Annotated in this window: 13 protein-coding genes; 10 read left to right on the top strand and 3 right to left on the bottom strand. The window is 55.5% G+C overall.

Annotation, left to right across the window (positions count from 1 at the left end; all coding sequences use genetic code 11):
- Window positions 1–99 precede the first annotated feature (99 nt).
- Window positions 100–924 (bottom strand): peptide-methionine (S)-S-oxide reductase MsrA, encoded by an 825-nt coding sequence (gene msrA, locus ACR3ZL_RS08185; RefSeq protein ID WP_473648368.1) that lies wholly within the window; start codon window positions 922–924, stop codon window positions 100–102.
- A 237-nt stretch (window positions 925–1,161) separates the two neighbouring features.
- Between msrA and ACR3ZL_RS08180 the strand changes: the two genes are divergently transcribed.
- The 4 genes from ACR3ZL_RS08180 (at window position 1,162) to ACR3ZL_RS08165 (ending at window position 3,624) form a co-directional block, all read left to right on the top strand.
- Window positions 1,162–1,614 (top strand): acyl-CoA thioesterase, encoded by a 453-nt coding sequence (locus ACR3ZL_RS08180; RefSeq protein WP_473648369.1) that lies wholly within the window; start codon window positions 1,162–1,164, stop codon window positions 1,612–1,614.
- A 70-nt stretch (window positions 1,615–1,684) separates the two neighbouring features.
- Window positions 1,685–2,104 (top strand): hypothetical protein, encoded by a 420-nt coding sequence (locus ACR3ZL_RS08175; protein WP_473648370.1) that lies wholly within the window; start codon window positions 1,685–1,687, stop codon window positions 2,102–2,104.
- 123 nt (window positions 2,105–2,227) lie between these two features.
- The gene (gene ndk, locus ACR3ZL_RS08170) at window positions 2,228–2,686 is read left to right on the top strand and encodes a nucleoside-diphosphate kinase (RefSeq protein ID WP_473648371.1); all 459 of its coding nucleotides are present in this window, start codon (window positions 2,228–2,230) and stop codon (window positions 2,684–2,686) included.
- Window positions 2,687–2,745: 59 nt separating this feature from the next.
- A complete protein-coding gene (locus ACR3ZL_RS08165; RefSeq protein ID WP_473648372.1) occupies window positions 2,746–3,624 on the top strand; it encodes a hypothetical protein in 879 nt (292 codons plus the stop codon).
- A gap of 343 nt (window positions 3,625–3,967) precedes the next feature.
- Here the strand turns inward: ACR3ZL_RS08165 and ruvC are convergent, their stop codons facing one another.
- Together ruvC and cysS are read right to left on the bottom strand one after the other, a co-directional pair.
- Entirely contained in the window at window positions 3,968–4,498 is a 531-nt protein-coding gene (gene ruvC, locus ACR3ZL_RS08160) for a crossover junction endodeoxyribonuclease RuvC (RefSeq protein ID WP_473648373.1), read from the bottom strand.
- Window positions 4,480–6,090, bottom strand: a complete 1,611-nt coding sequence (gene cysS / locus ACR3ZL_RS08155; protein WP_473648374.1) for a cysteine--tRNA ligase — start codon at window positions 6,088–6,090, stop codon at window positions 4,480–4,482. The genes ruvC and cysS overlap by 19 nt, the downstream gene beginning before the upstream one ends.
- An 801-nt stretch (window positions 6,091–6,891) precedes the next feature.
- Between cysS and ACR3ZL_RS08150 the strand changes: the two genes are divergently transcribed.
- The 6 genes from ACR3ZL_RS08150 (at window position 6,892) to ACR3ZL_RS08125 (ending at window position 16,380) form a co-directional block, all read left to right on the top strand.
- Window positions 6,892–7,455 (top strand): transposase, encoded by a 564-nt coding sequence (locus tag ACR3ZL_RS08150; RefSeq protein WP_473648375.1) that lies wholly within the window; start codon window positions 6,892–6,894, stop codon window positions 7,453–7,455.
- A gap of 513 nt (window positions 7,456–7,968) precedes the next feature.
- Window positions 7,969–9,048, top strand: a complete 1,080-nt coding sequence (locus ACR3ZL_RS08145) for a hypothetical protein (protein ID WP_473648376.1) — start codon at window positions 7,969–7,971, stop codon at window positions 9,046–9,048.
- A gap of 452 nt (window positions 9,049–9,500) precedes the next feature.
- Window positions 9,501–10,637: an SHD1 domain-containing protein gene (locus ACR3ZL_RS08140; protein WP_473648377.1), complete on the top strand. Its 1,137-nt coding sequence runs from the start codon at window positions 9,501–9,503 to the stop codon at window positions 10,635–10,637.
- Window positions 10,638–10,725: 88 nt separating this feature from the next.
- The gene (locus ACR3ZL_RS08135) at window positions 10,726–12,813 is read left to right on the top strand and encodes a WD40 repeat domain-containing protein (protein ID WP_473648378.1); all 2,088 of its coding nucleotides are present in this window, start codon (window positions 10,726–10,728) and stop codon (window positions 12,811–12,813) included.
- A 537-nt stretch (window positions 12,814–13,350) separates the two neighbouring features.
- Window positions 13,351–15,225 (top strand): 2-oxoacid:acceptor oxidoreductase subunit alpha, encoded by a 1,875-nt coding sequence (locus ACR3ZL_RS08130; protein ID WP_473648379.1) that lies wholly within the window; start codon window positions 13,351–13,353, stop codon window positions 15,223–15,225.
- A gap of 144 nt (window positions 15,226–15,369) precedes the next feature.
- Complete coding sequence (locus ACR3ZL_RS08125; RefSeq protein WP_473648380.1) at window positions 15,370–16,380, top strand: 2-oxoacid:ferredoxin oxidoreductase subunit beta; 1,011 nt, start codon at window positions 15,370–15,372, stop codon at window positions 16,378–16,380.
- Window positions 16,381–16,564 lie beyond the last annotated feature (184 nt).

Here is a 16,564-nt window from a genome sequence, read left to right as displayed (position 1 = left end):
GCACCGTTCCGACCTGATCTGACATGCCGCCGGATCGCCACCGGCCAATGAAAACCAGCCGTCGAGCCAGGGAACGCGTCCCGAAGAAAAAGACGCGGACTATTTCAGATCGTCTTTGATTTTGTCACCAAAAGAACGATTGAACTTGCGGACCTTGTTGGCCACCACGGCTCGGCAATAACCCGCATTCGGATTTCGGCGGTAATAGTCCTGGTGGTACTCTTCAGCGACATAAAACTTCGACGCTGGTTCCAACAACGTCACGATCGGATTGCGAAACTCACCGGATTCATCGAGTTTCTTGATGTACTTCTCCGCGATCTTCTTTTGCTCTTCGTTCTGATAGAAAATGCTGCTGCGATACTGAGGTCCCGCGTCGGCACCCTGGCGATTAAGCGTGGTAGGATCGTGGACTTTGAAAAACACCGTCAACAGTTCTTCAAACGACGTCTTCGACGGGTCGTAATACACCTGGACCGCTTCGGCGTGACCGGTCCGCTTGCCGCAAACCTGTTCGTAGGTTGGGTTTTCGACGTGGCCACCGATATAGCCCGAAATCACATCGTTGACTCCCTCCATTCGTTCGTACACCGCCTCGGTGCACCAAAAGCAGCCACCAGCCAAGATAGCCAGTTGCTCGTCGGCGGACGCTCCCGCTTCCAGGCTAGCGACATCGGACTTGGCGTCACCGGCGACGGTCTGGCCATTGGCAAATGAAGCCAGCACAGCCGTGATGCCGATCGCCAACCAGCCCAACATCATCCATAGCAAACGTTTTTGGGCAGCGGGTTGGTGCGACACGGCAATAGCGATAGCTTTGGGCCCATGAGATTCAGCCCTGGTGGCAGCACCCAATTTCGATTCGCGATCGACCGGCGTGAGGCAATGGTCCGTGGCTGGTCCAGGACTTGTCGATCGAGACATTCGGGAACTCCGTAAAAACAACGCGAAGACGGTAAATGGAACTTGTTTGAAATGCAGCCAGACATCGAACGTCCGCCAATGCTCGATCGCTGTCGCATGATATCCCTCGCGACAAGCGATGACTCCGGCACGGGACGATACGCAGCGAACACCGAATGGGTTTCCCCATAACGTTGGCTGTTTGTTTTAGGCATGTTTGACAACAATGAAGCGATCCATCACGACCGAAAGTTGAATATGAAAGAAAATTGGTTCGACCTGACACATGTGGTGCAGGCTGACGAAGTGGATGCACAACAACACGTCCACAATCTGCGTTATTTACAATGGTCGCTTTGGGCGGCGCGGGATCACAACGCGACCGCGGGCTGGGATGCCGCATCGGCTTTGGCGGAAGGGCTGGGTTGGGTGGTGCGAGACCACGAGATCACCTACCGCGTCGCTGCCGTCGCGGACCAGGAAATCATTGTCCGGACCTGGGTTAGCGATATCAGTCGCTATTCGAGCACCCGGAAAACACTGATTTGCCGGCCCGCGGACCAAAAAGTGCTGGCCCGAATCAGCACCCGATGGGTCTTCATCGACCTCAAAAAGCATCGAGCACTGGAGATTCCCCAGGCCGCCAAAGCAGGCATCACGCTGCAAGAATCCACGCCCCCATTGCCTTGGGACTCCACCGAGCGACCGTGATCAAGGCTCTCTTTTCCGTGTGTTTTGCGTCCCAATGTTTTTGCGTCCCAATGTTTCCGTACGGTTTAAAATGCCCCAACGAAATATCCAAATCTTCCTGCGAGTGATCGGCTACGTTTCACTTTTGGCGTTCCTCGCCGCGGTAATGCCGGAAAAGTGGATGGTCGAAATCGGCGAGGAACTGGGAATGGATCCCTTTCCCATCCACCCGCTAACGTTCTACCTGGCTCGCAATTTGTCGCTGCTGTACGGGTTCGTAGGCGTCGTGCTGCTGATCGTCGCTTCGGATCTAGACCGGTATCGACCGCTGGTTCGCTGGATCGCCGGTGGCACGATCGCATTTGCCATTTTCCAGGGCGTTGTGGATTCGTTGGCCGACATGCCAGGGTGGTGGACTTACGGCGAGAGCTGCTCGACGTTGTGCGGCGGGCTGTTGCTGTGGTGGCTCGACGCCCGCACCGAACGAGTCGAGACACCTTCAAAGGATTAGCTTGGTGCGGTATTTTCCCGGGCTGTTCGTGATCGCAGACCGAATTGCCCGTCTGCTGTCGCGTGAAAGCCGGATTGCCAAACAGTCCGAAAACGCCCCAATTTCACCCCATTCAAGACACCCATGCAACGTTCGCTCATCCTGCTCAAGCCCGACTGTGTTCAACGCCGCCTGATCGGCGAAGTTCTTTCTCGTTTCGAAGCCAAGGGTTTGCAAATCGTCGGCCTGAAGATGCTGCAAGTGACACCGGAGTTGTCCAAGCAGCACTACGCCGAGCACGTCGAAAAACCTTTCTATCAGTCGCTCGAAGACTTCATCACGGCGGCTCCCGTTGTCGCAATCGCCCTGGAAGGCCTCGAAGCAATCACGGTCATTCGTGACATGCTTGGCGCGACCAACGGTTTGAAGGCTGCCCCCGGCACCCTGCGTGGCGACTTCAGCAGCAGCCGCCAAATGAACCTGGTCCACGCCAGCGATTCGCCTGAGTCGGCTGAACGGGAATTGAACCTGTACTTCCGCCCCGAAGAATTCTGTGAGTACTCGATGAACCTGACGCCGTTCATGCGTGCAGACGACGAATGAGCTAAGATTGCGGGGCTGGCTCGACGCCAATTTCCATCCCCCCGCAGGAACTCATTGCCATGCTCACCGATTTGTTGAATCTTGCTAGATCCAATCGTTGCCACTGGGCGACTTGCACTTGTGCGATTCTGAGCTTGATGTTCGCGGGCACCGCTTTGGCGGTTCCGCAAGCCGGATCGGGCGGCCCCGGTTACGCCGCGGGAGCACCGGCCAATGAGGTCACCGAGTTCACCGGCAAACTCAAAGGCGTCCGTGGCAACATCGTCACGGTCACACGAGACGATGGCGTCGATTGTCTGGTTATGCTTCCCAAAGAAGCCGACAACCTGGTATTCACGGCCACCGCATTACCCGCCTATCTTCGCCGCGGAATGCTGGTCCGGTTTTCGACCGCACTGGGACCAACCGGAATGCCTCTGGCTCCGGTGGACAAGATTGAAATCTTTGCCCCCATCAATACCGCCACGATCTCCGGCAGCAAAAAGAATAACTACACGCCGGGTGTGCATTCCGACAGCAAGGAACGCAAGCCTCGCAACGCACCGATCACAGGCAAGGTCACCGTCGTCGGCAGCTTGCTCATGTTGTCACCCGATGGTCGCCTCGGTGTGCAGGCCGGTCAAACTCCGGTGCAAACGATGGTGTCCCCCAACCTGAAGCTCGAAATCCGAGCGAACAATTTATCCATGGCTCAGGAAGGGGAACCCGTGCAAGTCAGTGGCTTCTATCAGCCACCGGACGACACGAAGGTGCAAGCGGAACAGATCACGGTCTCCACCGAACGCATCTTCGGCGAAGCGCCACCACCCAAGACCCGCCGCACTCGCAAGCCTCGCAAAAGTAAAGAGGCGGAAGCCGTTGAGGCCGAGTCAACCGAAACCGCGGAAGCAGAAATGGAAGAAAAAGCCGAAGCGGACGACGTGTTCGATACCGAATAACGGCCGAGAAGTCTTTTCGGGGGTCTTTGAAAGACACCTTTTCAAATGGTTCTACCCCCGACGCGACGACAGGCTAAAGCCTGTACTCCAGCACCCGTTGGAGTCCAGGCTTCAGCCTGTCCCCCTCGTCTTCCCAACAATCAAGACGTCCTCATTCCGCCCCGACCAGTCGATCGCAACAAGACGGAGTGACGGCTCAAGACAACGAACAAAGCCGAAAGCCTTCTCCTCGAAAATACCACCCCAGCGACTCAGCAGGCTAAAGCCTGTACTCCAGCGCCCGTTGGAATCCAGGCTTCAGCCTGTCCCAAGTGCTTTCCCACCAAACAAACGCACCTCGCGTCTACACATTCGCCAGCGGGTTACCCGCTAAATAGTGGCCGGTTAGAGCGATCGCCATCGCGTCGGCAACGTCAGCGGGTTCGGGCGCCGTTTCTAGCGAGAGTTGCAACTTGACGGCCAATTGCATTTGGGACTTCGAGGCATGCCCATTGCCCGTCATCACCTTTTTGACTCGCGTGGGTTCGTAGTGCACCATCGGCAAACCGGATTCGGCGGCAGCCAAACAGATCACGCCGCGAGCATGCCCCATCAGGATCGCGGTACGCGGTCGCTCGTAGTGCGAGAACAATTGTTCCAACGCCACAAGCTCGATCGGATGGGCCGCAATCACCTCGCGGATACCGTCGGAAAGTTCCTTCAGTCGCTCCGGTAACGTGTCTTTGGCCCGACTGCGAACCACACCGGCTTCGCACAATCTTAGGTTGCCGCCGTCACGATGAATGACGGCATAACCGGTGATGTTCAGTCCCGGATCGATCCCCAAAATACAGCGAGCTGCATCGGGGCGGTCCGCTACGAGTTGCGTTCCCAAGACGTTCCTTCTTTCTTATCCAACAAAGCGACACCGAGAGCCGACAGCCGGTCGCGGATCGCATCGCCGGTCGCGTAATCCTTTCGCTCACGGGCTTCCTTTCGCAAGTCGATCAACAAGTGAACGACTCCATCGAGCAGCTCAGCCGAAGCTTCATCGCCGCCCGCTGCGATCGGTGGTTTCGCGAACAATCCCAACACACGGCTGAGTTCAGCGATCACTCGCGTCGCCGCAACCAAGCTTTCAACCGCTGGTGACTTGGCGTCCGCACCGGCAGCGAGCTTTTCTGAATCAATGAAACGGTTGAGCGTTCGCAATGAATCGAACAACACGCTGATCGCGGCCCCCGAATTGAAGTCGTCATCCATCGCAGCGAGGAACTTTTCGCGGATGCCGTGAACTTCGTTCAGCAGGGCGTCTTTGCCAGCGTCGAAGCTTCCTTCGGCTCGAGTCTTCGCGGTTTCGAGCTGATAGAACGATTGGCCGCTGATCTCTTCAAAGCGATCGAAGAACCGATAAAAAGCTTCCAGCGACGTGCCAGCTTCTGCCAATGTTTCTTCGTTGTAGATGATCGTGGATCGGTAATGGGTGCGAAGCAGGAAGAAGCGAATCCGCTCACCCGTTTGGCTGCGAATCAAATCGGCCAGTCCACCGGCTCCCTTGGATCGGCTGATCTTGCCCGATGCCGCTTCCTCGACGGATTCCGCCGACGTGTCTTCGCGGTCATTCTTGCCGCCGACCTTGCCTTTTTCGCCAGCCCGCATCAGGCCGTTGTGCATCCAGTATTTCACCATCGGCGCGTCGTGACGACATGCGCTTTGAGCCCGTTCGTTTTCATGGTGCGGGAACATCAAGTCCAAGCCGCCACCGTGAATATCAAAAGTCTCGCCCAGGATTTCGTGGCTCATTGCCGAGCACTCGATGTGCCAGCCCGGACGGCCATCGCCCCACGGGCTTTCCCAACTGATCTCGCCGGCGCGGGCGGATTTCCAGAGGGCAAAGTCGCCAGGGTTTCGTTTTTTCGCTGCCGCGCCACCGCCTTCGCCCTGCTGGGCATCGACGCTGCGGTTGGACAATTGGCCGTAGCCAGGGTCCTTGGTCACGTCGAAGAAGACGTCGCCATCGATCGCGTAGGCGTAGCCTTTTTCTTCCAGAGAACCGATGAACGCGATGATTTGGTTCATGTGATCGGTTGCCCGGGGCAGGTAATCGATCTGGTTGACGCCGAGCTCTTTCAGGTTCGAAAGGTAATCCGCAGTCATTTCGACCGCGATTTGGCTCATCGGGATGCCCCGCTCACGGCTCTTATTGATCAGCTTGTCGTCAACGTCGGTGATGTTGACGACCCAGGTGACTTCATAGCCGCTGTAGGTCAGGTACCGCTTGATCGTGTCGAAAATGACCGGGCCGACCATGTGGCCGATGTGAGATTCGGCGTAAACGGTGGGGCCACACAGATACATGCCCACGCGAGGCGGACGCAGCGGAGCGAACGGTTCTTTCGTCTTGCTGAGCGTGTTGTAGACCCGAATCGAGGGTTGGGAATCAGCGGAACCGTCGGTGGAGGCAGGCGCGGTGGCGGTCAAACTCATCGTTTTACGCAGGTTTCAACGGGAGAAGTGGTGAAGAATGTCAATATAGCAATGCAGGGGAGTATAGGATCAACCAGGGTTTCGAAGCGAGTCCATCTTTTCAAACGGACTGACTCCCCGCCAGAGTCTGTTTTTGGGTCGGGAAATACCAGGCTCCCAGACGCATCGCAGTGAAACCAAGGTGCGTGCCACCGAATTGCCGTTGGAGTCCAGGCTTTAGCCGACCCCAGCCTGACCCCAAGTCACCCTTCAACACGCCAGCCCCAACGTCATACTTCCGAGAAAATCCGCGTATCTTCTCCGTGAAGGTGTATGAAATCGGCTAAAGCCTTGACTCCAACTGTTTCCCAAGCATGCCACGCGAACCGGAAGTATCGCTGGCGGAATCTGACCGACGGGTCAGACGGCGCCGTCCACTCCCACCGTTGGAGTAAAGGCTTTAGCCGACCACAGCCTGATCCCGAGTCACCCTTCACCACGCCAGCCCCAACGTCATACTTCCGAGAAAATCCGCGTATCATCTCCGTGAAGGAGTATGAAATCGGCTGAAGCCTTGACTCCAACTGTTTCCCAAGCATGCCACACGAACCGGAAGTATCACTGGCGGAATCTGACCGACGGGTCAGACGGTGCCGTCCACTCCCACCGCTCTCACCGTTGGAGTCAAGGCTTTAGCCGACCACGACCTGATCCCAAGCCACCCTTCGTCACGCCAACTTCCTACTTCCGTTAAAATTCGCTTGTCGTCTCCGCCAAGGTGTGTGAATTCGGCTAAAGCCTTGACTCCAACGGGGTACCAACATGCCGCGCGAACCGGAAACGATGTATCGCTGGCGGAATTTGACGGACGAACAGCGACGCCAAACGCTCGACCAACGTCGCCAGCATCAGCAACCGTGGCACAGCATCCCGCATCGCAGTGACGAAACTCGAGCGGTCTACATGCTCACCGCTGCATGCTTCGAGCACGCTCCCGTCATTGGCAAGTCACCCGAACGCATGGCGAAGTTCGAAGCCGACCTCATTCGATTTCTTCTTGAGACATGCACACAAGTCTACGCGTGGACGGTGCTGCCCAACCACTACCACGCACTCGTTCAAACCCAGGAGATTCTCAGCCTGCTCAAGCAACTCGGCAAACTGCATGGACGCAGTTCGTTTGAATGGAACGGTGATGATGATCGTCGCGGGCGTCAAGTCTGGTGCAACGCGGTCAAACACGGTTATGCCAAGAAGTGGACCGATTGGCCTTACTGCAATGCAAGCGAATATCTCGAATCCGTAGGACGCAAAAAGGCCTTGCGAATCTGGAAGTCATACCCGATCGATGATTACGGCAACGACTGGGATCCAGCCGATCTTTAGGCCCCCGCCAGAGTCGGCCACCAGCGTTTGCAAGCCAGATGCCCAACCAGCGAAACAAATCCCGCGAACCTCTCCTTGCCCGAAGTGATATTGCCCATCCATGAGCCAGGTATTCGCTCTACGAGAGTAGAACGTTTGTCCTCAATCGTTCGGCCGCATCCGATCGCGTACAAATCCCAATCGATTGGGACAATCGATCTACAATGAAGTCGTGCAATCAGGCTCTCGACTAGCTCGGAACTCACCATGCACCAAGATGGCGGGTAATCCAAAGCAGCCGAGACGAACTGGCTGCAACAGCGGAAAAAGAGTCCGCGTACCTTTGGTTGCCCTGAATCCGATAGAATTTCACGAAAGCCAACACAGGCGAATGCCGATAACCCGGGGGCCCGACGAATAATGCGGTGCACCAGAGTAGGTGTGCTCTTCGCTGCGGCGGTTGGCTTCGCCATTATACCACCTCCGCTCCGATCCCCGGTGACCGTGGGCGTTATACCGCTAATTCATTCGCTAATGACGACACCGCGCTCAGCTATCAACGATCTAAAGAAGCACCTTTGCGAACATGGATCGTCCGCTAACGAAGATGCGATTTCAATCTTCGAGAACGTCGAGTTCGTAGCTCAAAAAAACGACATTCCGGTTCATTCGTGGGTTTTTCTCTATGCCTGTGTGCTGACCATTCGAGAGCTTCGTTCGGCGATGGCTCGTAATGGTTGTGACCCGAATATAGCCACCAAAGTCCTGCTGTGCCAAATTGAAGCGAGGGACAACATTTGCTCATCGTACAACGATCCAAAATCACGCCCCTACACTCATAAATCTAATCGCGGGCTTGATACGAGAACTGCTATCGTTGACTTAAGCATTTCTATCGCAAAGAGAAATGGTCGGTCTGAAACCACTGCCCTGGACGTCTTCGAAGCATTGCTGGAACACCATGACGAAATCTGGCCTATCACCGAAAACTCACTATGGACAGAAGAAGCTCTTTGCACGACGTTTAACACACTTGCGCACATTTACGGCCAATATGATGCGTCTCTCTGGATTCGATTCGATGACATACGGAAAGAACTGAATCTGGCAATTGGCTCAGCATCCGCTAGTCCAGCAGAATTAGCGCCTCCAGAAGTTAGGGCACCGCTGCTCACGATGCTCGTAGATTATCCTGACGTACGACGCAATGTTTTTCTTATCATGCCATTTACGCCGACACCAATGCATAAAAAAGTGGCCGCGACGCTGAAAGCACAAATCGACTCGGCCGGTTTCAATTTATTGCGTGCGGATGATTACATTTATTCGGACGATGTCTTAACAAATGTCTTGACATATATTCATGGATGTCGCTTTGGCATTGCGGTTTTTGAACGCGTCTTCGACGAGAGTTTTAACCCCAATGTTTCATTAGAGGTTGGCTATATGATGGCGCTTCGGAAGCCCGTTTGCCTGCTTAAAGAGCAGTCGTTGAAGACCCTCCAGTCAGATCTAGTTGGTAAGCTATATATGCCTTTCGACATTCATGACATAGAATCATCAACGTCAGTGGCACTCACGGACTGGTTGCGTGCAAAACGCATCAGCTCTTAGGTAAGCATGTTCGAATTTACCACGCGGTTTAATCAGTACGCGTTTGAAATCGCGGAGTGACTTTAGGAACGCAGTCGACGCTCAAGCCCTCTATCCTATGAAGCCCGGCGACTAGCGGGGCAGACTCACTTAGATTTTGCTCGATGATTCTACTCGCTAGCGGGATGTCGAGATGCGGACGTTAGAGATGCTCCGCTGCCTGCGTTGGACATGATTTAATACTCGGATTCTTTCCAACTATTTTGGCATCAGACCTGGGCGTTCCTGTGACCGACACTGGAGCTTCGAGATGGCGCCGCGTCTCGTTCCGACTGTCCGATTGGTGCCTTCCATCATCTGGGCCCAGCCGCATCGGTCTGCGGGTTAGCATTTGGGGCGAAAGCATCTGATAGAATGCGAGCCAACTTTTCGGCTTTCCCTACGTCAACAGCACCCCTGCTAGAGTGTTCTTCATGAGACAGTTGTTCCTTGGTTCGGTCGCGATCCTCTCGCTTAGCCTCATCACGCATACCGCAGTCGCCGAAACTTGGACCGATGAATCGGGACGTTTTCGGATTGAAGCCGAGTTCTTTGGCTTGGACTTTACAGCAAAGAAAGTCGCCCTGATCAAATCCGACGGCAGTATCGTACGGGTTCCGCTCGCGAAATTAAGCAAAGAGAGCCACGAACAGGCCAAGCGGTTGTGGATGGAGGAGACACCAGAACCGGTCTCCGACTCGGGGCCCACCGCCGTTCCGCTCGGCGAAAACCCGACGCTTGAGCAAACGCTCGACGCGATAACCGAACTCAGCAAAACCGCTGACCCGGGCGGCGTGTGGGATCTGATGCCTGCCTCCTTCCGGAGCGACGCGGACGAGCTAGCGAGGCTGTTCGCACAGTCGGTTGACGACGAAACATGGAACGGTGCCGTTGACGTAATCGAAAAGCTTCACCGACTCTCGGGCGAGAAGAGTGAGTTCATCCTCAACAGCAGTTTCCAGCTCAGCCCAGAACAAAAACCGGCTATTGCGGCAGTGCTAAAGTCGGTCACTCCGTTGCTGAGAGCGGTGCTTGATAGCGACCTTTGTGATCAGGCTGCAATGAAAAGCTTCGACGGGAATCGTTTTTTCCAATCGCAATACCCAAACATCAAGGGACACGTGCTGAACGCAGTAAGCGTCCTGGAAAAGACTGGAATGCAATCGTTTCGAAAACCGAACACGAAGATTCGCTACAAAATCGTTTCCGTTGAAGGTGATTCGGCGATCGTCAAAATGTCTAGTCCTGAAGAAGACAAGGAACAAACCTATCGCCGCATCGACAATCGCTGGCTGCCGGAGGACTTGATCGGTAAATGGTCCGCTGGAGTTGCGAAGGCACGAACGACGCTGGAGTCATTGCAGAGTCCGGCAGGAAAACAGTCTGTCGCACAAGTTCGACAATTCACCATGATGGCTTCCGGGATGCTCGATCCCTTGTTGAAAGCGAACACGCAAGCCGAGTTCGACCAAGCCTCTTCCGCTCTCGTCGCAATGGCTCCCATGATCATGGGTGCCTTCAATCCAAACCGAAATTCGGCTGCGACGCCGTCGGGGGCGCCCGTTCAATAAGCGACACCGCGTCGTTTCAACAAAGTGAAACAACGCCGCTATCAAAAAGCCTGAACCTCGTTCGCGTTCCTCGGTAGCCTTTTTCAAGATGTCTTTCAAGAACCCGAGAATTCCATTGCGAGATCTAGCCGATCGGTTGTGCGTCTATTCAACCGCTGCATTCATCGTTCTCGTTTGCGGAACGATGCACGCGGTAACCAAGTCGTGGGCAGAAGCTCCCGAGACACCAAAGATTGAAACACCCAAGCTTGACGCTCGTGTCCGGGCAATCCCGCTATCGCCGCTGCACGGGATCCCTGTGGACGGTGGCATTTTGTCGGTCAGCTCAACGCGATTGGTAACCGTTGGCCTGGATTTCTACAGAAACGCTTCCTACCTGACCGTGACCCAACTGCCCTCTGGCAAGGAGATCGACCAGGTTGCCATCGCCTCGCCGATCGAGAAACCGGAACACGCCACAGGCTCACGAGACGGTTCGCGAATCGCGATCCTGCAAGGCGACGCGGTCGAAATCCGTGACGTCAACAAGCTAAATGAAGTGAGGCTTCGTGTGCCAGCAGAAGCTGGCTTCTCTACAGCCATCGCACTGTCCAACGACGGCAGGCAAATCGCGGTCAGTTCCCGCGCGAACATCTCGGTCTACGATTGCCAGACTGGAAATCGACTGCATCAACATCCATTTGCGATGGGTTCGCAAAGGCCTAGCGTTTTTTACAGCGACGCTGATCAACTCGGAGCCTTTGACGCAACCGGTGCATGGTTGTCGCCATCCGATCGCGAACCTCTCGAGTTGCTCTTCAAGGCACCGAAGGGCATGGAAGTGCATCGCGTTTGCGTCTCCAGCGAGCGTTGTGTTGCCGTGCTTAGGAAACCTCGTTCAAAAGATCTGGTCACCGATCTGTTAAGTGGCAACTTCAAACTCGAGCGTTATACCATTGCCGAATTCGACACCGAGGGCCGCGAGAAATGGAGCTTGAAAACTTCGGATGACTCCATCGCCGTCAGCAAGGACACGGTCGTCTTTCGTAATGAGGAGCGGCTGATCCGAAAGACGGGCCTGGAAGAGCCAACCGTCATTGGACGCTGTGAATGGCTTAGCCAACTGAAATTCTCTGCGGACGAAGAGATGTTGGTTGGCTCGAACAACAAAAAAAACGGTGTCCAAGTTTGGAACGCGAAGACTTGGGAACCCCACACCGCCAATGCCATTCCATTCACCCCATCAGCGTCCGGAATTGATGATAGCGGGCGGGCCACCGTTACTAGCCAATCCAGGGTGTGTGCCGCTGATCTCGGCCAACCGTTTCACCAAGTGATCGATCTTCCCGAGGACATTTCACCGTACTCGGGCAAGCACTGGCTGTCCGGCGATGGTCGTTTACTCGCCTGGCTCACTCGCTCTGGAGGCGTCAAATGCATGGATACTGTGGAGAACCAAGCAATCAAGATCGAAACGCGTGATGACTTGAAGGTCTCCAACGTGTGGCTGAATCAATCTGGGAACCGCGCCATCGTTCGCTACCAACGCGCAGCCACCTCCCCAGGCAAAGCAGCTCAACGCGGTTTGTTTGAGGGGTTCTTCGGCGTGTCCAGTGCGTCTTCCGCACCCACCGATCTGATCGCATTGCCAACGGGAAAACGGATCGGCCAGTTCGACACCGGCGATCTCGGGTTTGGGCGACACGCTGTTTTCCCCGGTAAGCGAATAGCGTATTCCACCGAAAGTAGCATCGCACACTTCATCATCAAGCCGACCGATGTGAATGCGTTAGGTGCATTCGGGACGGGCGTGAACCAAACCGGCAACATCCGCATCAAGAACTTAAGTCAGGCGATCAGCGAAAGCGGATCGATGGTGGTGGGAACGTGGGAGGGCAATGTTCTCTGGTATGAGACCCCGACGTCACAGCCCCAGACACTCCTTGGAACAAACGACGACCGCAAACGCACCGTGGGGATTTCACCGGATGGACAAGTTGCATTTAGTTGTGAATTCCGCTTCGATCAAAGACAAGCACTGGTCAAGGCGATTCGCTGCCGTGATGCGAAAGTCCTTTGGCAGCAGTGGTTTCCCGGCTCAGTCGAAAAACTGCAGGTTTCGCCAAAAGGCAAGCATCTGCTGCTCTCGATGGAAAATGGATGGTTCGTTGTCGACGCTGACTTTGCAATACGCTAGCGGCAACTCGCCGAGTCCCCCAGTAAACAGCACCGGTAAAATCACTAGCCAAATCTTCGCTGCTAGCAAAATCTTCGCTTTGGGAAATCGGCGTTAGCGGTCAAACCGATTGGCTACCGCAGGATTCGACGACCGAACTGGTGCATGCAAGCAATTGCACAACGTGGGGCTTTTCGGCTCAACCGAGGCTGGGGGCGAGTCAAGCTTAGGCGGCATTTCCCCAAGGGTCCCGCGCCTTCACACTCTCCTGTGACAATTATTCACAGATTCCAGCATCTCGCAGTGGTCTTCCCGAATGGTTCTCTGCCGTTGCTAGAAACGACTCAAACGGGGCGGTAAGGACCGACTGCCTGCCAAAATCCCCTCAGGCGTCCATTCCCCCCAATCCGAAAAAAAGTTAAGATTCGGGTGATTTTGTGGGCTGGAACACTCGATACAATCCCTAAAGTCCCTCCAAACGGCCTTGTCCGTACTCGCTAGCGCCTTCGCGCTACCACCAATCTCCCATTCGTCGCCGACTTTTCGCGGCCCAAACACATGACCGAAACCACCGCCAAAAAAATTGAATCCGTTACCGGGATCACCGTTCGCCTCTGTGGCGACTCGGGGGACGGAATGCAATTGCTCGGAACCCAGCTGACCAATACGTCGGCGTTGGCGGGAAATGACGTCGCCACGTTCCCCGACTTCCCGGCGGAAATCCGTGCACCCCGCGGAACGCGAGCTGGGGTTTCGGGATTTCAGGTTCAATTTGCTAGCGAAGAAATCTTCACGCCCGGGGACACGCTCGACGCGTTGGTGGTGATGAACGCGGCCGCGTTTGTGACCAATATCGCCGATCTGCGAAAAGGCGGCATCCTGATCGTCAACGAAGACGGCTTCAACGACAAGGAATTCAAGCTCGCCAAGATCGACACCAACCCGCTGGATGCGGACGTGTTGATGGAGCAATACCGTGTTGTCAAAGTCAACATGACCAAGATGACCCGTGACGCGGTTGCGGAGCATGGCTTGTCGACCAAGATCGCTGACCGCTGCAAGAACTTCTTCGCGATGGGCTTGGTTTACTGGTTGTTCGGCCGGTCGCTCGAACCCACCATGCGATTCATCGATGCGAAGTTCGGCAAGAAACCCGATGTCGCCGCCGCCAACGTTTCCGCTTTGCGAGCCGGTTGGGCGTTTGGCGAAACAACTGAGGAATTCGGCGAGAGCTATCAGGTCGAAGCCGCCGAACTGGAACCGGGCACCTACCGAAACATCATGGGCAACCAAGCGTTGGCCTGGGGCTTGGTCGCCGCTTCGAAGCTAAGCAACAAAGAGCTGTTCTTTGGAACCTATCCAATCACGCCCGCTTCGGACATTTTGCACGAGCTAACGAAGTACAAGAACTTTGGCGTTCGCACCTTCCAAGCCGAAGACGAAATCGCCGCGGTTTGCTCCACCATCGGTGCAGCTTTCGGTGGCACGATGGCGGTTACGGCATCAAGCGGTCCCGGCATCGCGTTGAAGGGCGAAGCGATGGGCTTGGGCGTAATGCTTGAGCTTCCCATGATCATCATCAATGTCCAACGTGGTGGCCCCAGCACGGGCTTGCCAACGAAGACCGAACAAAGCGACCTGTTGCAGGTGATGTTTGGCCGCAACGGTGAAGCCCCGATGCCAGTCTTGGCACCACGGTCGCCTGGCGATTGCTTCGACATGGCAGTGGAAGCTTGGCGGATCGCGACCGAATGCATGGTTCCGGTGATGTTGTTGTCCGATGGTTACATCGCCAACGGTAGTGAACCTTGGAAGATCCCAGTCGCCAGCGAAATGCCACCGATCGTTTGCTCGCATCCGGAAGGTCTCAATGGCGACGAGCCATTCTTGCCTTACGCTCGCGACGAAAACTTGGCTCGCCCATGGGCGATTCCAGGAACACCCGATCTGATGCACCGCGTCGGCGGTTTGGAAAAGGAAGACGGTACCGGCAACGTGTCGTACGATCCGGACAACCACCAACACATGTGCGATACACGTGCGGCGAAGGTTGCCAAGATTGCCGAGCGAATTCCGGAACAGGACGTCTTCGGCGAAAAGACCGGCGACGTGTTGGTCGTGTCGTGGGGCGGCACCTACGGGTCGTGTCACACAGCGGTCGACCGTTGCCAGCGTGCGGGTCACAGCGTTTCACACGCTCACATTCGCTACATGAATCCATTGCCTCGCAATATCGGCGAATTACTTAAGTCGTTCCGCACCGTTTTGGTTCCCGAGCTGAACGCCGGTCAATTGCGAATGCTATTGCGTGCGGAATACTTGGTGGATTGCGTCGGAATCAACAAGCTCAAGGGCAAACCGTTCGCGGTTTCCGAGCTGGTCGAAGAGATCACGCATCACGCCACCACGCTTCGGAAAAACAAAGCAGGGTAGAAGGAAGCCAGATTTCAGGTGACCGGCATCGGCGTCGTCAATCGACCCAATGCCTTCTTCTGCGAATCACTCCATCGCTCGCCACTTCTGCTGACACGGCAGAAACCTTCTGACATCTGACTACCGTTACCAGACATTTCAACTATGAATCTTCCTGTTCTCAAAGCCGCCGACTTCGCTTCTGACCAAGACGTTCGTTGGTGCCCCGGTTGTGGCGACTATTCCATTCTCGCCCAAATGAAAAAGGTACTGCCTGAACTGGGCGTGCCTCGCGAGAAGATCGTTTTCGTCAGCGGGATCGGCTGCAGCAGCCGGTTCCCGTATTACATGAACACCTACGGGATGCACTCCATCCACGGTCGTGCACCGACCTTCGCCACCGGCCTGAAGTCGACTCGCCCTGATTTGATGGTTTGGGTGATCACCGGCGACGGCGACTCGCTTTCCATCGGTGGTAACCACTTCATCCACTGCTTGCGTCGGAACTTGGACGTCAACATCGTCCTGTTCAACAACCGCATCTACGGCTTGACCAAGGGCCAATACAGCCCCACGACGACCGAGGGTCAGATCACCAAGAGCACACCAATGGGCTCGATCGATCACCCATTGTCGCCGCTGTCGGTAGCCCTAGCAGCGGAAGCGACCTTCGTCGCCCGCAGCATCGACGCCCACGTCAAACACTTGGGCGAAACCTTGAAAGCAGCCGCGGCCCACAAGGGCACGTCACTGGTCGAGGTTTACCAGAACTGCAACGTGTTCAATGACGGTGCGATGGCGTACGCTCAAGAGCGAAAACAACGCGCGGACAACGTGATCGAACTTGAGCACGGCAAGCCATTGATCTTTGGTGCCAACAACGACAAGGGTGTGCGGCTTAACGGCAATCATCTGGAAGTCGTCAACACCGCCGATGTCCCAGCCGACGACTTGTTGATTCACGATGCAAAGGATCCCAACCCGGCGATCCAAATGATGTTGGCCCGCATGCGGTATCCCGAAATGCCAGAACCCATTGGCGTATTGCGAAGCGTCGAAGGCGTGCCAACGTACGATGATCAAATCAACGAACAAGTCACCTCGGCTCGTGCCGCCAAGGGCGAAGGCGATCTCGATAAGCTTTTCCGTTCCGGCGATACCTGGGACGTTGGCTGAGCGTCTAACGCCAATCAACCGACGCGGCGACCTCTGCCTGAACTTGGCATCGCGGCACGCCAATACAGTGACGTAGCGTTCGATCGCTCCAACGCCAGAACAGTCTTTGAAGAAACGAAACGACGAAGAAACTAAGCAACTCGGTCGGATGACTGATCGTTGACAAGAGGATTCGAGCGGCCAT

Source organism: Rhodopirellula sp. J20-39 (assembly GCF_057365095.1).
This window is presented reverse-complemented; position numbering and strand designations above follow the sequence as displayed.

Coding starts and splice junctions, on each gene's coding strand:
- msrA (WP_473648368.1), bottom strand. CDS start 924: ATGTCTCGATCGACAAGTCCTGGACCAGCCACGGACCATTGCCTCACG.
- ACR3ZL_RS08180 (WP_473648369.1), top strand. CDS start 1,162: ATGAAAGAAAATTGGTTCGACCTGACACATGTGGTGCAGGCTGACGAA.
- ACR3ZL_RS08175 (WP_473648370.1), top strand. CDS start 1,685: ATGCCCCAACGAAATATCCAAATCTTCCTGCGAGTGATCGGCTACGTT.
- ndk (WP_473648371.1), top strand. CDS start 2,228: ATGCAACGTTCGCTCATCCTGCTCAAGCCCGACTGTGTTCAACGCCGC.
- ACR3ZL_RS08165 (WP_473648372.1), top strand. CDS start 2,746: ATGCTCACCGATTTGTTGAATCTTGCTAGATCCAATCGTTGCCACTGG.
- cysS (WP_473648374.1), bottom strand. CDS start 6,090: ATGAGTTTGACCGCCACCGCGCCTGCCTCCACCGACGGTTCCGCTGAT.
- ACR3ZL_RS08150 (WP_473648375.1), top strand. CDS start 6,892: ATGCCGCGCGAACCGGAAACGATGTATCGCTGGCGGAATTTGACGGAC.
- ACR3ZL_RS08145 (WP_473648376.1), top strand. CDS start 7,969: ATGACGACACCGCGCTCAGCTATCAACGATCTAAAGAAGCACCTTTGC.
- ACR3ZL_RS08140 (WP_473648377.1), top strand. CDS start 9,501: ATGAGACAGTTGTTCCTTGGTTCGGTCGCGATCCTCTCGCTTAGCCTC.
- ACR3ZL_RS08135 (WP_473648378.1), top strand. CDS start 10,726: ATGTCTTTCAAGAACCCGAGAATTCCATTGCGAGATCTAGCCGATCGG.
- ACR3ZL_RS08130 (WP_473648379.1), top strand. CDS start 13,351: ATGACCGAAACCACCGCCAAAAAAATTGAATCCGTTACCGGGATCACC.
- ACR3ZL_RS08125 (WP_473648380.1), top strand. CDS start 15,370: ATGAATCTTCCTGTTCTCAAAGCCGCCGACTTCGCTTCTGACCAAGAC.